Consider the following 23,155-nt stretch of genomic DNA (forward strand, 5'->3'; position numbering starts at 1 on the left):
CCTCTAGAGCACCGTGTAACCGAGCTCGATGGCCGCCGTCGCTATCCCGGCGTGCAATCCCGGGTGCGACAGGGGCAGTGACAACTCAGGTCGATCGGGCAACGCATCGCCTCCGCGTTCGAACAGCGCTACGCACGGACCGCCCGCGAATCGGCCGCGATAGGCGATCCCGTCGATATCGCCGTAGGCGGTGTGGATCGCGCGAGCCCACTCCTGGGCGATCCGGTGCGGGGCCGAATCCAGCGCGTACTGCGATCCGGCCCTGGTCAACCATGCGCCTCGTCCGATACCTCCGACGTCGAGGAGTCGCACTTTACGGGTGAAGCGCGCCGCCGTCAGGTAGGGCGTGCCGTGGAAGCGGTCGATCAGTCTGGTCTCTTGAAACACCTCGGCCAGCGCTCCGCGCGGCTCGGCCGCCCCGTACCAGATCCCGTATTCGTCGTGGATGCCCAACGGCCTGGGATGGTGGTCGAACCTCAGGACGGGACCCCATGTCCGCGGAAAGTTCCACGGCAGCACGTGCTCGCCGGCGGACGCATGGACGCGCCACACGATCTCCGACGGCAGGCCGATGATTTCCTCGCGCCGCACCCCGAGTTCTTTGAGTTTCTCGACGGTGGGCGGGCCGGCTAGACCGTCGACCACGATGCGGCATCCACCAGGTCGAGCACATGCTGCAGCTCGTCGTCGGTCACCGGCGCCCGCGTGAGGAAATCGGCGATCGACTGCGGGTTGCCGCCAGCGCGCGTCAGCGACGGCTGCGGGACGGTCAGAATCTTGTGCACTTCGAGCGGGTGCGAGTCGGGGCGAAGCCGGGCGATGACCTTGTCCATGTGCGGCACGATGCCGCTGGGCGAGAACTGGGCGGCCGGCATCAGCCGGCGGTCTCCCCAGAGGAACGACCACAGCGTGCGGGCGGCGATGCGCTGGCGCACCCGCGCGGTCGAGACGCCGAGTCGCTCGGCCACCTCGCCCACCGTCAGCGACGCCGAGATGATCTGCTGTAGCTGCACGTCACGCTGGACGGTCATGACGGCAACCGCGCCGGGCCTCTCGTGAAAGCCATGGTCGGAGAGCAATTTCTCGTCGTGATACGAAAGCGAAGCGTTGGGCACCCCGCCATCGGCGGCCAACGTCTCGAGTACTCCGACGAGCGCTGACCGCTCGACGCTGAGCCCGGTCACCGCATGCAGGGCGTCTTCGAAGCCCAGCTCGCCCGACAGGTACCGCTGGATCGGTTCGAACGACGATGCCGAGGTCATGCCCCTCCTAGCTCGGTAACCGTAGGCTTACATCACCTAAGACGCTAGCACTGCCGACTGCTATTCGGAGTCTTGGAACAGCGGCGGGAGTTTCGCGATCTGGATCATCTCCGACCCGCGGGACCGGGAGATGTACTCGCCGCGGCCGGGCGGCAGCTGCTGCATCTTGGTGCGGCCGACGATATTGCCCTCGTCGCGGTCACCGCTCATCAGGAGGATGTCTCCCGACAACTCCTTGATCTTGCCGAGGACCTGGTCGTAGAGGGCACGGCCGATACCGCCCGAGCGACGACAGACGACCAGCCGGAGTCCGACGTCGCGCGCCTGCGGCAGGATGTCCCCGAGCATCGTTAGCGGGTTGCCCGCGGACGTCGCCACCATGTCGTAGTCGTCGACGAGGATGTAGACGTTCGGTCCCTGCCACCAGTTGCGGTCGCGCAGCTGGGCCGGCGTCACGTCAGGTCCAGGCAACCGGGCTTTAAAGTACTCGGTGAGCTGGGCCATCATCGGACCCAGCGCCTGGTTCGACGTCGCGTACCCGGCGAGATGGGCGCCTTCCACGGCACCCAGCATCGTGCGCCGGTAGTCGACGAGCACGATCTTGGTCTGCTCGGCGGTGCCGTTCTCCATGAGTCCCATGGCGATGTTGCGCAGCAGTGTGGTCTTTCCGGACTCGTTGTCGGCAAACGCCATGAGCAGCGGCTGCGCTTCGAAATCCAGGATCATCGGGCTCAACTCGTTCTCGCCCAATCCGATCGGGACCTGATGCGGCGCCAGCGTGCGCCCCGACTCGCCCACGCGGCGCAACACCTCCGACCGCGACAGCTGAAGATCCAGACGGCGCACCAGGCGGGCATGGCGCCCCCGGTAGAACTCGGACAGCTCTGCGGCGGCCGCCGCACCACCGGCCGAGAGGGTCTCCGGGTTGGAGTCGCCGTCGAGTCGGGGCAACCCGACGAGCAGGTGCAGTTGCTCGGCACTGATACCGCGCCCGGGGCGCCCCGCCGGTACCAGCGAGGCCACCTTGCGGCCCATCTCCGAATCGAGGGCGTCACCCAGCTTGAGTTCGATGCGCGAACCCATCATGTCCTTGACGGCCGGGCGCATCTCGGCCCAGCGCGACGTCGTGAGCACGACGTGGATACCGAACGAGAGGCCTTGGCTGACCAGTGAACCGACCGTTGCCTCCAAGCCCTCGTACTCGGCGCGGAACGCGGCCCAACCATCGATGACCAGGAACACGTCGCCGAATGCGTCGGCCGATAGCGGATCGTTGGCCCGCACCTCCGGCGGCGCCGACCACATCGCGGCTTTGCGCTGGCGGAAGTCGCGCATGGATTCGATGCCCAGGTCGTGGAACAACTGCTCGCGTTCGCGCATCAGCGTCGCGAGTTCGGCGACCGTTCGCCGCACGCCGTCGCTGTCGGCTCGCGATGCCACACCGCCGACGTGGGGGACTCCGCTGACGCCGGCAAGCGATCCGCCACCGAAGTCGAGGCAATAGAACTGGACCTGTTCCGGCGTGTGCGTGGCGGCGGCGGACACGATCAATGTGCGGATGGTCGTCGACTTACCCGATTGCGGGCCACCGACGACGGCGACGTTGCCCGCCGCGCCGGATACGTCGATGGTGAGGATGTCGCGGCGCTGGTCGTACGGCCGGTCGAGCACGCCCATCGAGAACTGCAGCGGCCCGAGAGTGCCCAGTGAGTCGTGCCAGTCGGACTCGCCGACGAGCATGTCGACGGTGGGCGACTCGTCCAACGGCGGCAGCCACACTTCGTGCGCGGCGCGGCCGTGTCCGGCCAACCGGCCGACGACCACGTCCAGCAACGTCGGCCCGATCCCGCCCGGCGAAGAGGGTTCGGGCGTCGCCTCCAGTTCGTCGAGGTCGGGAAGAGCGACCTTCTTCTTCGGAGTGACGTTCGCGGTGAGCGTCTCGGCTTCCTCGTCCCAGTCGATGGGGACCGGCGACGCGGTGAACAGCTTCATCTTGCTGTTGCCCGGGCCGGTGCTCTCGGTGCCGTCCTCCTCGCCGGGCGTCGTGTACGGCCCGGATACGTAGCAGGTGTTGAAGCGCAGCGGTTCCGACGAGTCGCACTTGAGATAGGCGGAACCGGGGATCGACGGCAGGTGGTAGGCATCGGGGACGCCGAGCACCGAGCGGGACTCGTTGGCCGAGAACGTCTTGAGGCCGATCCGGTACGAGAGGTGCGAGTCGAGGCCGCGGAGCTTTCCCTCCTCGAGCCGCTGCGAGGCCAGCAACAGGTGCATGTGCAGCGAGCGCCCGAGTCGCCCGATCATCACGAACAGCTCGGCGAAGTCCGGCTTCTGCGACAGCAGCTCGGAGAACTCGTCGACGACGATGAACAGCGCGGGCAACGGATCGAGCTGCGCTCCGGCCTGGCGCGCCTTCTCGTAGTCGCCGACGTTGGCGAAATTGCCGGCCGAACGAAGCAGTTCCTGGCGGCGGTTGATCTCGCCGGCCAGCGCGTCGCGCATACGGTCGACCATTGCCAACTCTTCTTCGAGGTTGGTGATGACGGCGGCGACGTGCGGTGCCGAGTCGAGCCCCAGGAAGGTCGCGCCGCCCTTGAAGTCGACGAGCACCAAGTTGAGCGCATCCGGCGAGTGCGTGGTCAGCATCGAGAGCACAAGGGTGCGCAGAAACTCCGACTTGCCCGATCCGGTGGCACCGATGCACAACCCGTGCGGGCCCATGCCGTTCTCGGCCGATTCCTTGATGTCGATCTCGACGGGCGTTCCGCTCTGCGAGACGCCGATCGGAACGCGCAGGCGCTCGCGCGGTGTACGGGGGCGCCAGACGACGTTGGGGTCGATGCGCGACGCATCGGGGATCTTCAACAGCGACATCAGCCCCGGATCGACGGGAGCATCGTCGTGGTCAAGACTGATGATCTGCGCGGCAGTGGCGATCCGGTAGCGTGCCAGCCCGCGCGCGAACACCTCGGCGTCGGCGACGGGCGCAAGATCGATGTCGGCGAAGACGTCGAGACCGAAAGGCGTCCGCGCACCGATCTTTCCCTTCTCCACCACGAGCTGCAATCCACGCCGAACCGCGAGCCCGTCCTTCGGGGCGGACAGGTCGATGATCGACACCGAATCCATGCCGGCATCGCTGATCAGCGTCTCGTCGCCGTTGACGTAGCCGTCGTCGATGATGACGACGATCTGCTTGCGGCCCGCGGTGGGCGGCGCGGTCCGGGAGAATCGGCCGCGTTCCATGAACTCCGGCGCGATCGCCTCCTCGAACTCGGCGAGCGAGCCGTAGATGAGCCGAGTGGGTCCGACGGCATCTCGTGCGGTGGGGTGCTGAACGTGCGGCAGCCACTTCGCCCACGACCACGCGTCGGCCTCCGGATCGGCGCACACGATCCCGACCATCACGTGGTCGGGGCCGTGGAAGGCGCACAACTCCATCACCATCGCGCGGGCCAGCCCCCTGGTCTCCTGCCGAACGCCTTCGATGTTGATCGCCGGGAAGCTGCGCAGCGACACCGCCGTCGGCAACGCATGCACGACGGCATGGGTGCGCACGAACCGCCGCAGTGCCACGGTCGACACCGGTTCCAAGTCCTCCAAGGGCCCGGTCTCGGGCGGCATCAACCGGGTGGCGAGGCGCTGGCTTCCGACGCCGAGCCGGACATGTCCGAAGTCGTGATCGGCGGGGCGGCGTTCCCACATGCGCCGCGTGCCCAGGATCGCCGGCAGTGCTTTCGGTTCCGGGTGACTCCATTCGAGCGCGTCGCGCTGCGCTTTTCCGGTCGTGTGCACCTCGCCGCGAACCTGGCCCAGGTAGCGGAAGTAGTCCTTGCGCTCCTCGTTCAGCTCGGCAGCGCCCTTGCCGCTCCGGCCGGCGCCGCCCATGAACATGCCCAGGGTCGACATGATGAGGATCATCGGGAACATCATCATCATCGGGTTGGTCAGCATCGACCGGCCGCCGACGGTGAACATCAGGGCGATCATGCCGACCACGGCGATGATCATGATCACCGGGAGCAGTTTCATCAGGATGTTGCCCGGAATCACGCGCGGAATGTCCGGTGGCGGCTGAAGGTTCACCTCGCCGCCCGGCGATCGGGGTGGCGAGATCCGGGGCCGTCGGACGAATCCAGTCGTGGCCATGATCCCCCATTCGATGGTCTGGTCTGCTGGCGCAGGCTGGTCCATCGTAGTCATCGGGTAGATTCTCCTGCGAACCGACGTCGTTCCGATGTCGCCGCGGACGCGCGCCACCGCGCGGTCACCACGAGGACCAGGGGGTCAACGCGATGCCTGTCAGTGATCCACTCGCTGATCTGGACCAATCGGCCAGTGGAGCCGACCCCGAGCTGACCCGCATCTCGGTACTCGGCGGAAATACGCAGCTCGACATCGGGCTACCGGGATCCGTGCCGATCAGTAGCCTCCTGGCCGACCTGGTCGCGCTGATCGAATCGCGCAACCCCGACCTCACCGAGCGGGAGAACGAAGCGCACACCGACGTCACCCGCCACCACTGGGTGCTGGGCCGGGTCGGCGCCGATCCGATCGACTCGTCCCGGACGCTGGACGAGGCCGGTGTGGTCGACGGCGACCTGCTTGTCCTGCGTTCGGTCGACTCTCGCGAAGCCCCCGTCCTCTTCGACGACGTCATCGACGCGGTCGCCCAGCTCAACAGCACCAACTTCCCGTCGTGGACGGTGGCGACGGCCCGCACCATGGGATATTGCGTCGCGATGATCGCGTGCGTCCTCGCGGGCGTTGCGCTGCTGTTCACACGCGCGCACACCGATGCCTGGTGGCCGGGGTTCGCCGCGGTCGGCGCGGGTATCGCCTTCCTCGTCGCCGCCATCATCACGGCCCGCTACTACCGCGATTCGACGACCGCGACCGTGCTGTGCACGTGTGCGCAGCCGCTGGTCTTCGCCGGGGCGATGGTGCTCACCCCCGGGTCTTACGGCGCTCCCCACCTGCTCTTCGGCGCGGCGGCGTCGCTGCTCACGGCAGTGATCGCCTACCGGACGACCGGTGCCGGCCCGATGGTCCACGCTGCGGTCATCACGGGCGCGATTCTCGGTATCGGCGCCACGGGAATCTCCGCGCTGTGGCACACCGAGCCGGTGAACATCGGCGCCGGAATGGCCGCCGTCGGATTCCTGCTCGTTGCCACGGCGGCGCGTTTCACGATTTTGCTCGCACGTCTCCCGCTGCCTCCGGTGCCCACCGCCGGTGCTCCGATCGATCCCATCGAAGAGGACGTCCGGCCGACCATCGAGGGCATCGGCGCGATCGGCGCCATGGCGCTGCCGTCGGCGGGGGCCCTGGAACGCCGCGCCAAGACCGCGAACGCCTATCTCAGCGGCATCCTGATCGGGGCGACCGGCATCGCGGGCATCGGCGCCTTCCTGGCCGCCGACCCGACCAACGGCTTCCAGTGGAAATCCGGTGCGCTGGCGATCATCATCGCGATCGTGCTGGCCCGGCGCGGCCGCGCCTATAGCGACGTCACGCAGGCCGCGGTGCTCATCGGCGGCGGCGCCCTGACCTTCGCCGCCTTGATGATCGGCTACGCGACGTCCAGCACCACCGGCGCCCTCACCGCGTTCGGCCTTCTCGTCGGGCTCGCCATTCTCGGTGCGGTCACCAGGGTGATCGGCGACGGCGAGGGATTCTCCCCGGTCGCCAAACGCACCGGGGAGATCATCGAGTACATCCTGGTCGGACTCATCGTCCCGCTCGCGTTCTGGGTGATGGACGTCTACGGGTATGTCCGGGATCTCTAGCGGCGCGCGGCGCGGGCTGCGCCTGCTCGCTGCTTCGGTCGTGCTCTTGACACCGTCGCTGGTCACGGTGCCCTCCGCCGCGGCCCAACAGCCGCCGAAGGTCAACCCGAAACAGCTCAACCTGAACCCGCCGGACCGGGCGCCGGACCCCACCGAGCAGAAGCTGGTGTGCGGCAAGCCCTTTGCGAGTTCGGCGGCCACACTGCGCGACCCTTCCGATGCTCAACAGCTACTCGAGATCGACCAGCTGCATTCCTTCGCCACGGGCGCCGGACAGCGGGTGGCGGTCATCGACACGGGCGTCAAGCCGAGTTCGCGGTTCGGGCGGGTGCTCCCGGGCGGCGACCTGGTCAGTTCGTCGAACGGGCTCGACGATTGCGACGGCCACGGCACGATCGTCGCCGGAATCATCGCCGCGAAGGCGCGGCCGAACTCGGACGGGTTCGTCGGGGTGGCCCCCGGCGCGACCCTGATCTCGATCCGCCAGACCAGTCTCTCGTTCGCAGCGAAGAATTCGGCGCGCAACGAGAGTCCGGCACCGATCGCCGACACGAGCTACGGCAACGTTCTCACGCTGGCCTGGGCCGTGGTCAAAGCCGTCAAGGCCGGTGCCGACGTCATCAACATCTCCGAAGTCGCGTGTGCACCCGCCGGCACCGCGATGGGCGACGGCCAGCTGGGTGCCGCCCTGCGCTACGCCCATTCACGCAACGTGGTCGTCGTGGCCGCCGCGGGCAACCTCGAAGGCAACTGCAAGCAGCAGAATCCGTATCCGACATTCGCGAATCCCGACACGGCCGGATGGGACAACCTGCAGACCATCGTCAGCCCCGCCTGGTACGACGACTACGTGCTCACCGTGGGCGGTGTCGATTCGAAAGAGGGCCAGCCCGCTCCGTTCAGCGTTCACGGGCCGTGGGTGGACGTCGCCGGACCGGCTACCGACATCGTCAGCGTGGGCACCGACGGATCGGCGGTCAACCGCCAGCAGGGCAAAGACGGTCCGATCAGCATCGATGGCACCAGCTTCTCCACCCCCTACGTCGCCGGCCTCGCCGCCCTGATCAAGCAGCGGTATCCGGGAATCAGCGCCGACGACGTCGTCAAGCGCATCATCGGCACCGCACACGGCCCGGGTGCGGTGCGGGACCCCGCCGTGGGCTACGGCGTCGTCGATCCGCTGGCCGCCCTGACCACGCCGATGTCGGCCATTACGACTCCGGCCGAACGCAACACCGCGGTGTCGATGCCGCGCCCGGCACCCGTGCGCGACGGCTATGAGACGACGCGGAAGGTGGCACTCGCCGGCGCCGGCGGCAGTCTGGCCGTTGCTCTTGCCTACTGGCTGCTCACGATGCCGCGCCGGCGCCTGCGCGCACTCACCGAAGACGACTACTGATTCGTCTCCGGCATCACTTCGACGGCGGTGCGACCGTCTGGCCGCCACCGACCTGCTTCATGGTGTCCCGGATCACCAGCGCGTTCTCCTGGGCCAGTGTCGGGCCGGGCACGAGCAGCGACACGATCGGCCACGGCGCGAGTTGCGGGCTCTCCCCCAGGCCCAGCACCTGCCCGGTCTTCGGATCCGGCACTCCGTACCGCGTGCCCGTGTCGGCCACGTAGACGAGCGATTCCGCGCGCCGGCTCGACTCGCCGGTCCCCGTCATTCGCACGTAGTACCCGCTGGCCGGCGGAATATACGACTGATCGAGGTTCGGACCGGGCCCGTCGGCGGTGACCAGGTCGGTCGGCTCGCGCCCGGACGGCACCGGGAGCGACATTCCGACGAGAACCCCGACGCGCGCCGGGGAGGCCGACGAGGGACGGAACCAGGTGAAACACGTCACCGGGGCCGCCGACGGTGTGACGACGTCGGGGGTGCTCGTCGGGAAGTGCCCGACGGCGAGCGTGGAGACCAGCGGCTGCGCCGCTGCCTCGGCCGCCGAGACCGTCTTCACCTCGGACTCCCCCTTGGTGTCGGCGTACCGCAGCACCTCGGCGACCAGCGGCGAGATGCGCTGCAAACCACCGGGAAGCACGGCGTACAACGTATCGGGCTCGCCGGGAAGCCCGGTGACGCGGGCGATCGACCCGGCCTTCATCCCGAGCACACCGCGCTTGGACCGGTCGATCTCGGGGGTCTCCAGTTCCGGGACCTCCGGGATGGATTTGAGCAGCCCGGCGCTGATCGGTCTCGGTGTGACCTGATCCAGGTTGAGGGCGCGACGGACGGCTGAGTCATCCTCCTTGATGACCGCACGCTTGCCGTCGTACACCAGGTACTCGGTGTCGCCCACCGAGACCAGCACCGCGTCCCGGCCCTTCAGCGGCGACATGGCGGATTCCTCGTCGCCGGGACCGACGATGACGGCGGTGCGCACGCCTCCCGAACGCATTCCCTGCCCGCTGGGCACGTTGACCGTGTCACAGACCGTCCAGTTCGCCGGGTCCTCGGCCACCGGCAGCGTCTGCGGCGCTCCCGGGATGCCGATCAGCGGGCCACGGTCGTAGTCCGAAAGCTTGCTCTCCTTGACCGATGACGGCTTTTCAGCGCTCCCGGCGATCAGCCTCGCCGACGCGACGTTGAGCACGGGGTGGATCCGGTTGCCGATGACCACGTAGAGCCCGCCGGATTCCTTGCTGACGATGATCTTCGACTTGCCGACCGACCCCGCGGGCCGGATCAGGCCATAGACCCCGCAACCTGCGGTGATGAGAACGGCGAGGATGATGCCGACCGACAACGAGCGCGTGTGCGCGCGCATCGGGTCGTGCAGCATCCGCACGTCCCGTCTGATCAGGGCGTGTTCCAGCCGCCGGAGCAGGAATCGGTAACCGTTGACCTGTTGCCTGGTCGTCAATTGTGATGGCACGCAGCGTCTCCCCTTTCGCGTCGTGCACGATCCGGCAAGGTAAGCTGTCGGACGTCAATTCGTCGAGTAATCGACCGTCAGGGTACCGGGTCCGCCCGCGCGACCGGCAACGACCCAGGGGGAATCGAGACGTGCACAGCACGCAGCCGAACGAGTCATTCACCGGCAGGCCCACCGCCCTCCGCCGTTCGACCCAGGCCGCGATCACCCGCATCCTTCCGATGCCGGCGCTCGTCATCGTGGAACTGATCGTGATCACGTGCGCGTCGCTCCTCGTCGCGCTGACGTCGCTGGACTGGTGGGCCGGCCTGATCATCGGCCTGGTGATCGGCCTGCCACTCCTGGTGCGACGCGGCGGTGTCTCGTTGGTCCAGCGCCTGTGGCAGCGATTGGTCTTCGCGGTACGGCGGCGACAGGTGTCGCCGCCGATCGGCACGCCGTTCGACGTCCCGATGTCGCGGGTCAACACCTGCGGGATGCGTTGGGACGGCGATCGATTGATCACGGTGTTGCGCATCGACCCCGCACCGATCTCGGTGACCCGCTTCGTCCCCGGTGCGACATTCTCCTCCGACGTCATCCCGGTTGAGGTCGTCGCGGGTTGTCTGGAGCAGTTCGATCTGGAGCTGGAATCGATCGACATCATCAGCCGCGGCTCCCGCGCGTACGGCGACGGCCAGATCGCCCGGATCTACGACGGCATCCTCGGGCCGCTCCCCGCAGCGGCGTTCCGCACGGTCTGGGTGGTGCTTCGCCTCGACCCGCTAGCGTCCACGGAAGCGATCAGCCGCCGCGGCGGCGGTGCCACCGGCACCCTCAAAGCGGCGATGGTCGCCACGCGCCGGATCGCGAATCACCTTGCTTCCCAGGGTCATCCCGCGACGATCCTCACCGCAGCCGAGATCACCGAAGCGACCTGGCAGCTCACCGAGGGGTACGACCCGAATGCGATCGAGGAAGAGCTCAACCACGCTGTGGTCGGTCCGCTCCGCTCGGAATCGGTCTCGCTCGACGCCGACTCCATCACTACCGGCGGACTGATGGCGGTCTGGGCCCAGCGATCGTTGAGCACGGTCCTCGCGCTGCACCTGCGCCCGGCCGACGAGGGTGACACGGCCGTCAGCGCTATCGCCCGATTCACGATGCGACCGTCGGAGCCGGCCGTCTCGCTTCCCGGCTCACAGCCGTTGACCGGCTTGCAGCGCACCGCCTTGCGGGCGACGTTGCCGGTCGCCGACACGTTCCACGACCGCCGCCAATTCGAGTACTTCGCCGAACCCGGTTACCTCGCCGGGGTCGACCTGCCGATGTCGGGATGCGGTCAGTTGATCGGCGCCGACGCTCAGGGGCGTGCCGTCGCGTTGCCGCTCGCCGGCCCCGCCGTCCGCCACGTCGACATCGTCGGCCCCTTGCGTCTGGCGCAGCAGGTCATCCTGCGCGCGATCGCGCTCGGTGCCCGCGTACTCGTCAACACCGAACGGCCTGCCGAGTGGGCCCGCATGGCGCAAGCGGTCGGCAACCCGCACGTACTCACCGTTGCCGGGGCGGCCGCCGGATCCCAAGTCGCCGGCCAGCGGCAAGAATATTCGGTCACCGTCTTCGACGGCGTCCCCCTCGCATCGCGCACGGCGGGCGGGACCTACTTCACGGTCTCGGGCGCGGACTCTCAGCCCGGCGCCGACATCACCCTCCGGCAGAACACGGGCCCCAACCCGCTGGTCACCGTCGCGCACGGCGGCACGAGCACGGACGTGATGATGGTCGCCACGCCCGACGAACTGCGCTACCTCGGCGCACAGGTCGGCACTCCCGTACCGGTGCACTAGCGCCTCGCGCCTGCCTGGGAGGCGTTCGAACTCCGTCCACACCCGGCTCGCAGCGCACAACAAAGCCGGTGTGGGCGCCCCAAACGGGCATCCACACCGGCTTCGCGGTTGATCTATACGACGATCAGGCCAGGCTGGCAGCGTTGGTGTCGTCGGTGATCTTCATCTGACGAGCACCTTCCTCGACCTGGTTGGCGATCTTGTTGAGGATGTCCTGGGTGTCGGACAGCTCGGTCTTCCACTTGTTCATCGCGTCGTCGTACGCAGCGGCGGCGCCACCGGTGAAGGTGCCGCGCAGCTCGCTGACGGCGCTCTCCAGAACCTCGGTCTGGTCGACGAGGGCCTTGCCGTTGGCGCGAAGCGCGTCGGCGAGACGCCAGATGTCGTTGAAGTCGTACTTCATCATGTTCTTGGTTCCCTTGCTGTAGTTGGAAGTGGTTTCGGTTGAACCGGGATCAGAGGTTCAGGCCGCCGGCCTGGATGCCCTTGAAGGCCGAGGCGATGTCCTCGTCGGCGGTTGCCGATCCCTTGAACACGGTGTTCGACAGCGTCTCGCGCAGCGTGTCGAGGGAGCGGTTGAGGCGCTGAGCCTCGGCGTCCCACTCGTTCGCGGTGTTGTTGAACGCGGCGAACGCGCCACCCTGCCAGGTGGCGCGGGCGCCGTCGACCTCGTTGCTGATCGTCGACAGCGTCTGACGCATCGAGGCGACGATCTCGTCGACGGTGTTGGTGTGCTTAAAGCCCGCATCCAGGTCGAGCTCGAATGCGTTGCTGTTTCCTACAGTCATGTAGAACTCCTTGTGTCGGTACCTGACTCACTTTCCGGCCCCCTTCGAGGTACCGGCACCCCCCGCAGATAGGTCACGGCATCCACCTCGTCGACGGAAGGGTCTCGATCAGGCTGACGACTGCCTGCCTGATGCGATGACCCGAACCCGGCGAGATGGTGGTCCACAACCGACCATCCGGGGACTTGCTGGGACTCGCCACCATGCGACCCCGCGGGGTCGAGTAGACGGCCATGGCCCCAGAAGACTGGGCGGTGCTCCCCGCCACTGTTTCATACGCGACGATCTCGACGTGCCTGCTGCATTCGGCCAAGGCCAGAGCGGCAGAAGTCGCATCGCTTTCGGTCGCGCCGACGGCGTGCAGTGCCTGAGCGTAGTCGTTGGCGCTGGTGCAGTCGTTCAGTCGCGAGACCAACTCGTCGGTCGGCACGCTGACGCCGGTCACGCCGACGGGATCTTCATCGCCGAGCAGGTCGGCGATCCGGGTCGCGGCGTCGTCGGCGGTCTGCACATCAACGGACTGGATCAAGAGTCGGTCACCGCGTCGCATGGCCAGCACGTGCCGGGTTCCGCTGCGGCACAGCGCGACTCGGCGCAGCGGCGCGTCCGGGCCGTCGGTGAACCGCACCGAGATCTGCGCGTCCTCGTGGCACAGGGTCCGCACTGCGAGGATGACCTCGTCGGCGAACTCACCATCGTCGAGCAGTCCCCGTCCCCGCAAGGCATCAGCACCGGCCTCGACCGCGGCGCGTCGTTCATCGACGGTCGCCTGGCGCACCCGCAGCCCAAGGATCACCGGCCACGACTGGACGTCGAAGGCGTCGGTGAGCGCGTCGAGCTCGTCGAGACTGAACTCGAGGACGGTCGGAGCCGCGGTGTCCCACATCACCGGTCACCGCCTTCGGGCGCACCGAGGACGGGTGGCGAGGCCGGGCCGAGATTCAGCACACCCTCGCCGGGAATCGGCGCGCGGTCGGCCTCGTCCATCCGCTCGGCGACCTGGGTCCACGACGTCGGACCGTCGTTGTCGTCGGAGGACAACCAGCCGGCGGGCAGACGCACCGATGAATTGTCGTCGGTCGCCGCGGCTTTCGACGGGGTGGCGGTGCTCCGGGCGACGGTGTCGGACCGGTTGCCTGCTGCCGCGGCGGCCCCGGCCGCGCCCATCGGCGCCATCGGAACCATTCCGCTGCGGTTGGTGTCCGTGCTGATCGGCGGCGCGAGGACGGGGGCAGCTTCGACCGAGGCCAACGAGGTTGCCGCGTACTTCGACTTCTCGCGCGGCATCGCCCCGATCCCGCCCATGCCCCCCATAGCGGCAGCACTGCCCAGCGACCCGACCTTCGTCGCCTCCGTCGCCTTGGTGCGCTTCGCGGCCGCAGCCGCCCGTTCGGCGTTGAGCGCATCGGCAGAGACGATCTGCGGGGGTTTACCGATGCTCCACGCGGCGGCGACCGGCTGGGTCGCCTGCTCGTAGGACTGCATCACGCGCGCCGCCCGCTGCGCCATCTCGTGTTTGACCTTGTCGTTGGCGGTACCTGAAGCGACCATCGGCGCGCCGAGCATCACACCGGCCTGCGCGAGCAGCGCGGCCATCTCTTCGGTGATGGCGACTTCGGGCAGACTTGGCATCGTCGCGAGCGCGACCGTGTTGGCCGCCGCCTGCGTCTCCGCCTTCACAGCGGTATCGGTGAGCTTGGCGGCTGTGTCGGCGAACCACGGCGCCAGCTGCATCAGCTTCTCGAACGCGTGGTTGAACGTCAAAGACTCCCAATGGACACCGAGGTTGGCGAGGACCTTCGCGTACTCCACACCGATCGCCGCCACCTCCTCGGCGAGATTCGCCCAGGCCAGCCCGGCTTCGGCCAGCGGAGCCGGACCGGCGCCGCTGACGAGATCCGTCGCCAGCTTCTCGGTGGGACGGCTCTCCCAGACGACACCGGTGAACCCGGCGTTCGACGATCCTGAGCCTGCCATACCCGTTGGGAACCTTTCTGCTCTTAGGCGAGGAACGCCTGGGTGTTCGCGTCTTCGGTGTTGCCGTACGTCTTGGCCTGCGAACGCAGGACAGCCGCGATCTTGCGCAGCTCGAGGACCGCGGCACCGGTGTCGGTGTCGACCGAGGTCGCGACGGTGTTGAAGGTCTGGGCGGCCCGCACAGAAACCTCGTCCTGACCGGCGGACGCAACCTTGGTCTGGTGTTCAGCGGTCTCCAGCGCACCGTGGAGGCGCGCGGCGAGCTGATCGAGACGATGGGCCGCTGCCTGTAGCTCCTGCGGGTCCACCGCCAGTTTGTCTGCGCTCATATCCTTGTTCCTCCCGGTTTGATGTGGGTACTGCTAGGTCTTCATCGGTTAGAGGCGAAGCTCCACGTCGGGAGATTCGTCTCCGGGTTCGTTCTGATCGTGCTCGCCGCCGATCACCGCCGGTGTCACGTTGGGCATGTCGCCGACAACGGCGCTGCCGTGGTCGGACGTGACCAGGAAGTCCGGCGAGCCGTAGCCGTCGTCGCCGGCACCCGCTCGTCCGGCGGCAGCGGCAGCGCCGGCACCGCCCATGCCCATCGGCATCATGCCCGGGCCGCCCATGGCCGCGGTGGTGGTGCTCCGGGCGGTCGTGGTGTTCGCGTGCGCGGCCTCGCCGCTCGGTGTGACGCTCGCGACGCCCGGACGCGGCTGCAGCGGCGTCGCGGGAACTCCGCCACCGCCGCCCTTGCCTCCACCACCGCCGCCTTTTCCGCCGCCGCCCTTCTTGGCTGCTGCCGCAGCTGCCGCGGCCGCGGCTTTCTTGGCGTCGGCTTTGGACTTGTCGCTTTTGCCGGTGTTCTTCGCCAGCGTCTTGTTCGCGTTCGCATTCTGCTTGGTGAGCGATCCGAGCATGCTGGAACCGGTCGACGCGAGCGTGGAGATCGGGCTGGTCACACCTTCGAGTACCGACGACGCGACGGAGAACGGGGAGACGGACTTGGGCGCGTTGGTGATCGCCATCTGCGCGGCGTTGGCCTGCTGCGCGGCGGTCTGCGGCGTCAGCGTGGCCTTGGTGCCGGTGACCACCGCCATCCCCTCCGACAGGGCAAGAGCCGCAGCGGTGAGGAGGAGGGTCTGGCCGACCGGAGTCCAGATCATGCCCAGCGCGACGTTAGCCGTGGCAATGAACTTGCTGATCACCGCCTGCATCGACGCGTTGCCCGTGCCGACCGTCACGGCACCGCCCTGAGTGTTGGTGACGATGTTCGCCGCTTTGGTTGCGACGGCCGTGCCCTCGGCAGCCGCGGTCGTCGACTTTGCCGCCGATGCCGCACCCGCCGCGCCCTGCCACACCGAGTCGAGCGACTTCAGCGCCGACGTCGACATGCCGACTCCCGACTTGAGCACCTCGCTGAGCGTGGTGAACAACGTCGTCGGGTCGAAGCCCTCCGCACCGAGGTTCCCCGATCCGAAAGAAGCTGCCAGGTCGGTCAGCGGCTTGAACAGTTGCTCGAGATTGATCGCCGGAAGCGGCGGCAGTCCGGGCAACGGAGGAAGCGGCGGCACCTCGGGCAACGGCGGAAACCCGGACTTGGCCAGGAACTCCGACGCGGGGGTGTTCAGGATCGCCGTGAGGCCAGCCTTCTCGGCCGCCTGAAGCGGCGTCAAGTCGATCGGCGCGGGAATCAACCCGTCGGCGATGGGAAATGGGCCGGCGACGGCCGGCGTACCACCACTCATCGTGGGCCTAGATCAGCTTCCCGATGTTGAGGACTTCGCTCGCATGATGAGCGTCGGCCGCCGTGTAGTTGGCGGCGGAGCCGAATGCCGCTACGGCGTGGCCGGCGTGGACGGCGGCGAGCTGGCCCACCTCGAAGGTGTTGGTCGTCATCGCCATGATCGTCGCGGCGAGGTGCTCGGCGCCGAGCAGGCCGAACACCGGCGTCATCATGGCGGTGACTGCGGCGATGTTGACCGCGCCGGCCGTGATGAGCTGACTTGAGACCAGTGCCTCGACCTCGCCGAACGCCGTGATCGCTTCGGGTACGGCGGTCAGATTCGCTGTCATGTGGTTCCCCCGGTGTGGTCACGAATTCAACTGGCAATGCCGGAAACTGTAGCGCATCTCTCTCAGGGTTGCCGAGTAGCGTCAGTCACTTGACTGAGTTCGTGTCGCCTTCGTCGTCCGATCCGGCGTTCTCGGCGTATTCACCAGGCGAAACGAGGTCGGTGAACTCGGTGTTGAACTCTTCGAGAATCTTGGCCCGTCGGGCGAACGCACGGTGGCAGGCCGCATGGGCCGTCGACACGACGAGTGATGCGAAATCCGATCCGGACAGCTTCGACACACGCTCGGACAGTTTCAGGTCGACGAGCGCGCCGACACCGTCGACCGTCGCCGTGACCTCTCCGTCGGGCGACGTTTCCGTTTCGACGATCGCGGCGAGCCGCTCGTTGACCGTGTCGAGGCTGTCGAGCTGTCGTCGTGCACGAGCCTCCAGCTCGTCCATCGCCCAGCTCATACCGACCTCATCCAGGTCGTCGTCTCGTGCTCGTCTTCCCACTCGTCGCGGATCTCCTGGCGAGCCGCCTGGTCGGCGGTGGGCAAGCCGAGTTGCGCGACGATCTCCGAGGGGACGCCGGCCTCCTCCAGCGCGCGGCGTCGCTCAAGTCCGGCACGTACTGCGGCCTGCTGACACAAGCGGAGCAGATCCTTCGCCAGGAGCGACGGGTCGCGCTGCAATTGCGAGTCGTCGACCTTGATCGCGAGCGGCAGGCCCTGTTCGGTGGTCTGCACGCTCAGTGCGCCGTTGCGCAAAGAAGCGGTAGTCATCCGGTCCCCTTCCGAAATCCGCCGTTGGCGACTTCGCCGGTCAGGCTACCCGGTCGGACCACGCCAGTTCGAGTCAGTCGGACCTCGCACGGTATCGTCAGGCCAAATCCCGAACACCTGCGACGCGCAAAGGACTCCCACCCGATGGCAGACATCGTGCAGGCACGCCGCGTTTTCGATGCCGGAGTTCTCGCTTCCGGGATCCCGGTCGACGGACAAGAGGCGGAGAAGGACAACGACTACGCCGGCCGTGCATTCAAACGTGCGACCGAGTTGGTACCGGAGATGGCTGATGCCTGGCTCGGACGCATCATGGCCGGCGACAAGAGTCCCGACATCTTCTTCAACCTCTACAAGCACCGGCGTTCCCTGTTCGTCGAGCAACGACGCCTCGGACTGCCGCCGCGCACGCTGTCCGGCCGCTTCTCGACCGGCCTCTACATCGACTACCCGGTCTCTGACCCCGCCGAGGCGGCCGCGGCGTACGCCTGCGTGATGCTGGGCGAGAGCGACTATGACGGGGCCGAAGAAGCACTCGATGCGGTCGAACCGTCGGAGAAGGCACCGATCGTCGACTATGCGCGCGGCAACCTGCACTTCCGCACGCAGCGGTGGCCCGATGTGCTGACCGCGCTGGCCGGGTCGGCGAACTGGGCCGACGAGCACATGGCGGCGGCGGCGAACGTCATGGTCGGCACCGCGTGCGCGCAGCTCGGGTTGTTCGGCGAGGCCATCAAGCGCCTCGAACTCGCCGAGGCCGGACCGATCCCCGCGGCCCGTACGGCCGCCATGTTTACGCGTGGGCTTTGCCTGCGCGAGATGGGCAAGGAGGACGAGGCTCGGTCGGTGTTCGAAACCGTGTATTCGCTCGAGCCCGGATTCTCCGACAACGCCAAGGCGCTGACCGATCCGAAGTTCCGGATCGTCGTCGTGTCCAAAGAGACGATCGATTCGCGGACCGATCGGTGGGACCCGAAGTCGGTGCCGAAGGAGGATCCGGCCGACGCCGAGGCGAACAGTTCCCTACTGGAGGAGGCCCAGCGCGAGCTTGCCGATCAGATCGGCCTGGATTCGGTGAAAGTGCAGGTCGACAAGCTGAAGTCGGCGGCGACGCTGGCCAAGGTCCGCGTCGACAAGGGCCTCTCGAGCGCTGCGCGCAGCCAGCATTTGGTGTTCACCGGCCCGCCCGGTACGGGTAAGACGACGATCGCGCGGATTGTCGCGAAGATCTACTGCGCGCTGGGAATCCTCAAGAGCGACACCGTGATCGAGGCGACGCGGCGCGACTTTGTCGGCGAGCACCTGGGTTCGACGGCCATCAAGACCGGCAAGCTGATCGATCAGGCGCTCGACGGCGTGCTGTTCATCGACGAGGCGTACACGCTCGTCCAGACGGGCCTCTCGGGCGGCGACGCGTTTGGCCGCGAAGCCGTCGACACGTTGCTGGCGCGCATGGAGAACGACCGCGATCGCCTGGTGGTGATCATCGCCGGGTACGACGGTGAGATCGACCGGTTCCTCGCCGCCAACGACGGTCTGGCGTCGCGCTTCACCAAGCGCATCCGGTTCGATTCGTACTCGCCGTCGGAGCTCGCGCAGATCGGCGAAGTGATCGCCCGCAAACGCGATTCGGTCCTCTCTCCCGAGGCCGTGGCCGCGCTCGAGGCGCGCTGCGCCCCGCTGTACGAGGTCACCGAGATCGACCAGGCCGGTGAGCCCAGGCGCGGCATCGACATCGCAGGTAACGGTCGTTTCATCCGTAACGTCGTCGAAGCCGCCGAGGAAGAACGCGAACACCGCCTCAGTACCGGTGACGTCGACGTCACCTCCCTCGACGAGGACGCGCTCATGCGCATCGAAATGCCCGATGTCCTAGCTGCGCTGGACAACGTCCTGGGCATGCGCTCCCGGTAGTCGCGCCCATTCGGTGTCGCGCCCTCTCGGTGGTCGAGTCCCGGAACCACGTCGGTGGTCGAGAACCCCACGTGGGTGGTCGAGTGCCGGAACCACGTCGGTGGTCGAGAACCCCACGTGGGTGGTCGAGTGCCGGCGGAGCTTGCGACGCCGGTGTATCGAGACCACGCGCAACCGCAAATGCCAACCCACGACCGATCACATCGGTGGTCGAGTGCCGGGCGAGGCGCAGCCGAGACCGGTGTATCGAGACCCAACGCGACGTCCAATGCCACCGCGAGCGAATCACCGATCGGCCGGAATCACCACGACCTCGATACCCTCGATCCGCTTCTGCTCCAGCAGCTTGCGGGCCGCGCCGGCGGCTTTAGCCTCGGCGAAGACCCAGCGCACAGGAGCCTCGCCGGCGGCCTTGCGCTGCGCCTCGGCATTCGACGCCAGCTGGGTGGTGCCCGGCCACGCCGGATCGAAGGAGTCGCCGCGCACGTGCGCGTCGTAGCCGGGTCCGGCGGTCATCAACAGCGTGCCGTCGGGCTCGATCCCGTCGAACGGATATCCGCCGACCATGTACGCGAACGGCGAGGTGTTGCCGGTGATCTGCCGGTCGTAGCCGCGGTTGGGCGCGTTGACCTTGTAGGGCTTGGGGTACCACTGGCCGGGCCGGGGGCCGGTCGCGATCTTCTTGTTGCGGTCGAGCGACTCGATCATCACCCGGACGTCCTTCTCGACGTGGGCGGAGACTTTGAAGTTGCTCTCGACACGTACGGTGAAACGCCCTCGCGGCGGCGAGTAGCTGAAGAGGCAGGTCGAGGTCGCCCGCCCGCCGAGCGGCATCGACACCGAACGCTGGCAGCTGCCGGCGGGCGCGCCCGCGACGGTGAAGTTGCTGGTCTGCTGGACGCTGACCGTCGCACGGTCCGCACCGCCGGTGCCACTGTTGGTGAAGTTGTAGGTGACCGAGTGGCATCCGGGGCCGCATTGAACCAGCGAGCCGGTCGGCTTCGGCACGTCGACGCCGGGCATGGGAACCCGCTTGAGCGGGTCGGTGAGCCCCTGCACGGTCGAGTAGAACGTGAGGACCTCCGAGTTGGTCATCACCCGGATCTTCAGGCGCGAGGTCTCCGGCGTGGAGTCTCCGCGGCTGCCGACGGGGCCGAGAACGCCGATGATGCCGCCGTTAGGCCCGATGGCGGTCGCCATGGTTCCCGCCTCGACGATGTTGTTCTCGCGCTGCTCGATATTGACCGGCAGACCCGTGACCGTCCCGCGCGCGTCGGGCGTATTACTGGCCGGCCCCGACGGCGCCCCGAGTTCGCCTGGGATTCGCCGGTCGCCGTCTTGGATCGCCAGGCCGAGGTTCTTCGGGATCAGGTCGCCGATGCGGAATCCCAGCAGACCGTCGCCGACGGCCGCCCAGTTGTTTGCGAGCCGATCGATGTCCAGCTTCGGCGAATCGGGCCCGCCGGATCCTCCGGCCATCGACCAAAATTCCCGGCTGGCCTTCACATAGGTGGTGCCGTCGAGATGCAGCACCTCGGCTGGAACGCCCTTGATCGCGACCGTACCGCGCGCGTCGCCCGTCGCCGTCACGGCGAACCCGTCGAGATTCGCCGGATGGCTACCCATCGGACCCGAGTACACCGCGCCCGGCGCGGCCGTGAACGACGTCGTCGCGGTATCGAGTCGTTCCTGCGCGCGCTTCGGTGCCGGCGCCATCGCGCTGCCGTCGGTGGGGACGGTCAGAATTCCCGTCCCGAACAGGCCAAGGACGACGAACACGACTGCCGCCAGTGCTCCGAGTGTGATTGCTGCTCGACGCAAAGCAGAGTCCCCCCTCGTGATGTGGTTACGGCGAACGTCGCCGACTCTTCGCCGACCATCATGCCGTATCGGCCGTCACGCGCCTATCGCTTGTCGAGTTGCTAACGTAACCCGCAGCAACGTCGGCCGTGTGCCGGCGCCGATCAGAGGCCGGGGGCAAGATGAGCGAGCTTGATGTCGATCCGCAGATTCTCGACCGCAGCGGGGCGGCCATTGAACAGTTGGGCGCCGAGGTGCGCGGGCAGGCGGCGCGCGGCCACTTCGACACCGCGGCCATGGTCGGTGTATTCGGACTCATCGGATCCGACTTTCTCGCGGCGGCGTCACTGGTCACCTCGACCCACAACGATCAGGTGGACATGGCCGGGGCCGGCCTGATGGCGATGGGCACGGCCATGACCAAGGCGAGTACCTCGTTCACCAACACCGACGACACGACGAGTCAGGCGTTGAACCTCGCGACGGCGACTCCGGCCCCGGCCGAAAGCCGTGTTTGAGCTGCTGCTCGCTCCCCTGCGAGCTCTCCTCGGATCGTTGGGCAGCGGGGTTCTTCCCGACGGCGGGCCGTCGGACCAGTTGCGCGAAACCAGCAATGTGCTGGCCGATGTCCGGTCGTCGCTTGCGGTGCAGACTCGCGACCTCGATACGAAATGGCAGGGCACAACTGCTACTGCCACGCTGGAAGCGCTGCAGCACAGCGGGACTCAGCATGCCCACCTGGCCGACCGCGGCACTCGGGTCGCGACGATCACGGATGTGGCGTCGGCCGTGATCCGAGACGGTTATCGCGATCTGGACAAGATCGTCGATTCGTTCATCTCGGTTGCCGATGCCGGCAGTCCGGAGCTGCTGACTCCGGCCGGGCTTCCGGTGCTGCTGCGCTGTGCGCACGAGCATCTGTCGCAGGCGGTGAAGGTCGTCGAGCGGGTGCGCAGCGACGTCGACGGCGAGACGAAGAAGCTTCAGGCCATCGCCGATGAGCAGGCGAAGGACGACCGGTCCATTCGTTCCCGCAGCGCTGCGCTGGACCGGTTGGACGCCGTCAGCGGAGCCGCGAACCCCGCCGCCGACACCGCCGCGATGAACGAGGTGGCCGGCGGAGTACAGGTGACGCTGCCGAACGGCAAGGTCGTGACGGCACCCAACGAGAAGGCTGCCGCCGCGGTTCGCACGGCGCTCACCCAGCGGGGCGTGCCATACGTGTGGGGTGGCACCACGCCGGGCAAAGGGCTCGATTGCAGCGGCTTGACGCAGTATTCCTATCGTCAGGCCGGTGTCGAGATTCCACGGCTCGCACAGGAGCAGACGACGGGTACCCGTATCCCCGAGTCGCAGGCGATGGCCGGCGATTTGGTCGTCTGGGACGGTCACGTAGCAATGGCCCTAGGCGACGGCACCCTCATCGAGGCCGGCGATCCTGTCTCTATCTCGGCAATGCGGACCGACAACATCGGCATGGGCTACAAGGGCGTGTATCGCCCGACGGCCTGACCGCCGACCGTGCCCACATTCCCGCCGACCGTGCCCACTTTCTCGCCGGCTGGGCCGCTGAGGTTCAGGCGGCGCGGACCAAGCGATACTCGCCGGGATGTGGGGCTGGCGGTCCAGGGGCCGACTCCGCTGGCGACCAGAGGGCGGTAGGCTGCCCGGCATGCGGAAGATGGGGGCAACGCTCGCGACACTGCTCGTCGCCGTCCTGAGCATGACTGCTTGCCAGGTGAACCGAAACAACGACGAAACTGCCACCAGCACAACGACGAACAACTCGGCCGGCCAACTGCGCTGGGACCCCTGCCTGCTGTCACCGGAGCTCCTCACAGAAGAGGGCGTTGACCCGACAACATGGACGCCCACCTCGCGCCCCAAGTGGCGCATCTGCGGTTGGTACACCCGGACCAGCACACTTCGCAAGGGCGATCCGGCGTTCAGCATCGGCGTCTACGTGACGACCCACTCCTACGAAGAGATGGCCAAGAACCGCACCGAAACTAACCAACGCCCAACGCGGCTTCCCTCAGGCACTCCGGCACGACTCTCCGACGCCGTCGGCAACCCGCACAACGTCACCGTCACCTGGCCCAC

At 67.6% G+C, this 23,155-nt stretch carries 20 protein-coding genes and 1 pseudogene; 7 read left to right on the forward strand and 14 right to left on the reverse strand.

Going from position 1 to position 23,155, the window contains the following annotated elements; genetic code table 11:
• Positions 1–3 precede the first annotated feature (3 nt).
• Genes GOARA_RS18560 through GOARA_RS18570 form a run of 3 tightly spaced genes read right to left on the reverse strand, consistent with a single transcriptional unit; the run spans position 4 to position 5,411 of the window.
• Entirely contained in the window at positions 4–645 is a 642-nt protein-coding gene (locus tag GOARA_RS18560) for an RES family NAD+ phosphorylase (protein WP_007323973.1), read from the reverse strand.
• Positions 630–1,262, reverse strand: coding sequence for a hypothetical protein (locus GOARA_RS18565; protein ID WP_007323974.1), 633 nt, complete (start codon positions 1,260–1,262; stop codon positions 630–632). The genes GOARA_RS18560 and GOARA_RS18565 overlap by 16 nt, the downstream gene beginning before the upstream one ends.
• A 60-nt stretch (positions 1,263–1,322) precedes the next feature.
• Positions 1,323–5,411, reverse strand: coding sequence for a type VII secretion protein EccC (locus GOARA_RS18570; protein WP_040523951.1), 4,089 nt, complete (start codon positions 5,409–5,411; stop codon positions 1,323–1,325).
• 146 nt (positions 5,412–5,557) lie between these two features.
• On the opposite strand from GOARA_RS18570, the gene eccD reads away from it, so the two are divergent.
• A complete protein-coding gene (gene eccD / locus GOARA_RS18575; RefSeq protein ID WP_007323976.1) occupies positions 5,558–7,051 on the forward strand; it encodes a type VII secretion integral membrane protein EccD in 1,494 nt (497 codons plus the stop codon).
• Positions 7,035–8,450, forward strand: coding sequence for a type VII secretion-associated serine protease mycosin (gene mycP / locus GOARA_RS18580; protein ID WP_007323977.1), 1,416 nt, complete (start codon positions 7,035–7,037; stop codon positions 8,448–8,450). The genes eccD and mycP overlap by 17 nt, the downstream gene beginning before the upstream one ends.
• Positions 8,451–8,463: 13 nt before the next feature.
• On the opposite strand, the gene eccB is transcribed toward mycP, so the two are convergent.
• Positions 8,464–9,924 (reverse strand): type VII secretion protein EccB, encoded by a 1,461-nt coding sequence (gene eccB / locus GOARA_RS18585; RefSeq protein ID WP_007323978.1) that lies wholly within the window; start codon positions 9,922–9,924, stop codon positions 8,464–8,466.
• A gap of 131 nt (positions 9,925–10,055) precedes the next feature.
• Between eccB and eccE the strand changes: the two genes are divergently transcribed.
• Positions 10,056–11,750, forward strand: coding sequence for a type VII secretion protein EccE (eccE, locus tag GOARA_RS18590; RefSeq protein ID WP_007323979.1), 1,695 nt, complete (start codon positions 10,056–10,058; stop codon positions 11,748–11,750).
• A gap of 124 nt (positions 11,751–11,874) precedes the next feature.
• Here the strand turns inward: eccE and GOARA_RS18595 are convergent, their stop codons facing one another.
• From GOARA_RS18595 to GOARA_RS18635, 9 genes are all read right to left on the reverse strand, one after another.
• Positions 11,875–12,156, reverse strand: a complete 282-nt coding sequence (locus tag GOARA_RS18595; protein ID WP_007323980.1) for a WXG100 family type VII secretion target — start codon at positions 12,154–12,156, stop codon at positions 11,875–11,877.
• Positions 12,157–12,205: 49 nt separating this feature from the next.
• The gene (locus tag GOARA_RS18600) at positions 12,206–12,538 is read right to left on the reverse strand and encodes a WXG100 family type VII secretion target (RefSeq protein ID WP_007323981.1); all 333 of its coding nucleotides are present in this window, start codon (positions 12,536–12,538) and stop codon (positions 12,206–12,208) included.
• 73 nt (positions 12,539–12,611) lie between these two features.
• Positions 12,612–13,424, reverse strand: coding sequence for an ESX secretion-associated protein EspG (locus tag GOARA_RS18605; protein WP_007323982.1), 813 nt, complete (start codon positions 13,422–13,424; stop codon positions 12,612–12,614).
• On the reverse strand, positions 13,424–14,515 hold the full coding sequence (locus GOARA_RS18610; RefSeq protein ID WP_007323983.1) for a PPE domain-containing protein: 1,092 nt from the start codon (positions 14,513–14,515) through the stop codon (positions 13,424–13,426). Before GOARA_RS18610 ends, GOARA_RS18605 begins: the two co-directional genes overlap by 1 nt.
• A gap of 23 nt (positions 14,516–14,538) precedes the next feature.
• Positions 14,539–14,844 (reverse strand): PE family protein, encoded by a 306-nt coding sequence (locus GOARA_RS18615; RefSeq protein WP_007323984.1) that lies wholly within the window; start codon positions 14,842–14,844, stop codon positions 14,539–14,541.
• 48 nt (positions 14,845–14,892) lie between these two features.
• Complete coding sequence (locus tag GOARA_RS18620) at positions 14,893–16,245, reverse strand: hypothetical protein (protein WP_007323985.1); 1,353 nt, start codon at positions 16,243–16,245, stop codon at positions 14,893–14,895.
• Between the two features lie 7 nt (positions 16,246–16,252).
• Positions 16,253–16,573 (reverse strand): type VII secretion target, encoded by a 321-nt coding sequence (locus GOARA_RS18625; RefSeq protein ID WP_007323986.1) that lies wholly within the window; start codon positions 16,571–16,573, stop codon positions 16,253–16,255.
• An 85-nt stretch (positions 16,574–16,658) separates the two neighbouring features.
• Positions 16,659–17,027, reverse strand: coding sequence for a YbaB/EbfC family nucleoid-associated protein (locus GOARA_RS18630; protein WP_007323987.1), 369 nt, complete (start codon positions 17,025–17,027; stop codon positions 16,659–16,661).
• Positions 17,024–17,338, reverse strand: a complete 315-nt coding sequence (locus GOARA_RS18635; protein WP_007323988.1) for a hypothetical protein — start codon at positions 17,336–17,338, stop codon at positions 17,024–17,026. Before GOARA_RS18635 ends, GOARA_RS18630 begins: the two co-directional genes overlap by 4 nt.
• A gap of 144 nt (positions 17,339–17,482) precedes the next feature.
• On the opposite strand from GOARA_RS18635, the gene eccA reads away from it, so the two are divergent.
• Complete coding sequence (eccA, locus tag GOARA_RS18640; RefSeq protein ID WP_007323989.1) at positions 17,483–19,252, forward strand: type VII secretion AAA-ATPase EccA; 1,770 nt, start codon at positions 17,483–17,485, stop codon at positions 19,250–19,252.
• 285 nt (positions 19,253–19,537) lie between these two features.
• On the opposite strand, the gene GOARA_RS18645 is transcribed toward eccA, so the two are convergent.
• Positions 19,538–21,073, reverse strand: coding sequence for a hypothetical protein (locus GOARA_RS18645; RefSeq protein WP_170265441.1), 1,536 nt, complete (start codon positions 21,071–21,073; stop codon positions 19,538–19,540).
• 161 nt (positions 21,074–21,234) lie between these two features.
• On the opposite strand from GOARA_RS18645, the gene GOARA_RS19115 reads away from it, so the two are divergent.
• The 3 genes and pseudogenes from GOARA_RS19115 to GOARA_RS18660 form a co-directional block, all read left to right on the forward strand.
• Positions 21,235–21,570, forward strand: coding sequence for a hypothetical protein (locus tag GOARA_RS19115; protein WP_007323991.1), 336 nt, complete (start codon positions 21,235–21,237; stop codon positions 21,568–21,570).
• Entirely contained in the window at positions 21,563–22,564 is a 1,002-nt protein-coding gene (locus tag GOARA_RS18655; protein ID WP_007323992.1) for a C40 family peptidase, read from the forward strand. The genes GOARA_RS19115 and GOARA_RS18655 overlap by 8 nt, the downstream gene beginning before the upstream one ends.
• Before the next feature lie 160 nt (positions 22,565–22,724).
• Positions 22,725–23,155, forward strand: a pseudogene (locus GOARA_RS18660) (hypothetical protein); the annotation flags it as partial.

The sequence above is a fragment of the Gordonia araii NBRC 100433 genome (genome assembly GCF_000241265.1).
In the GTDB taxonomy this organism is placed as follows: Bacteria; Actinomycetota; Actinomycetes; order Mycobacteriales; family Mycobacteriaceae; genus Gordonia; species Gordonia araii.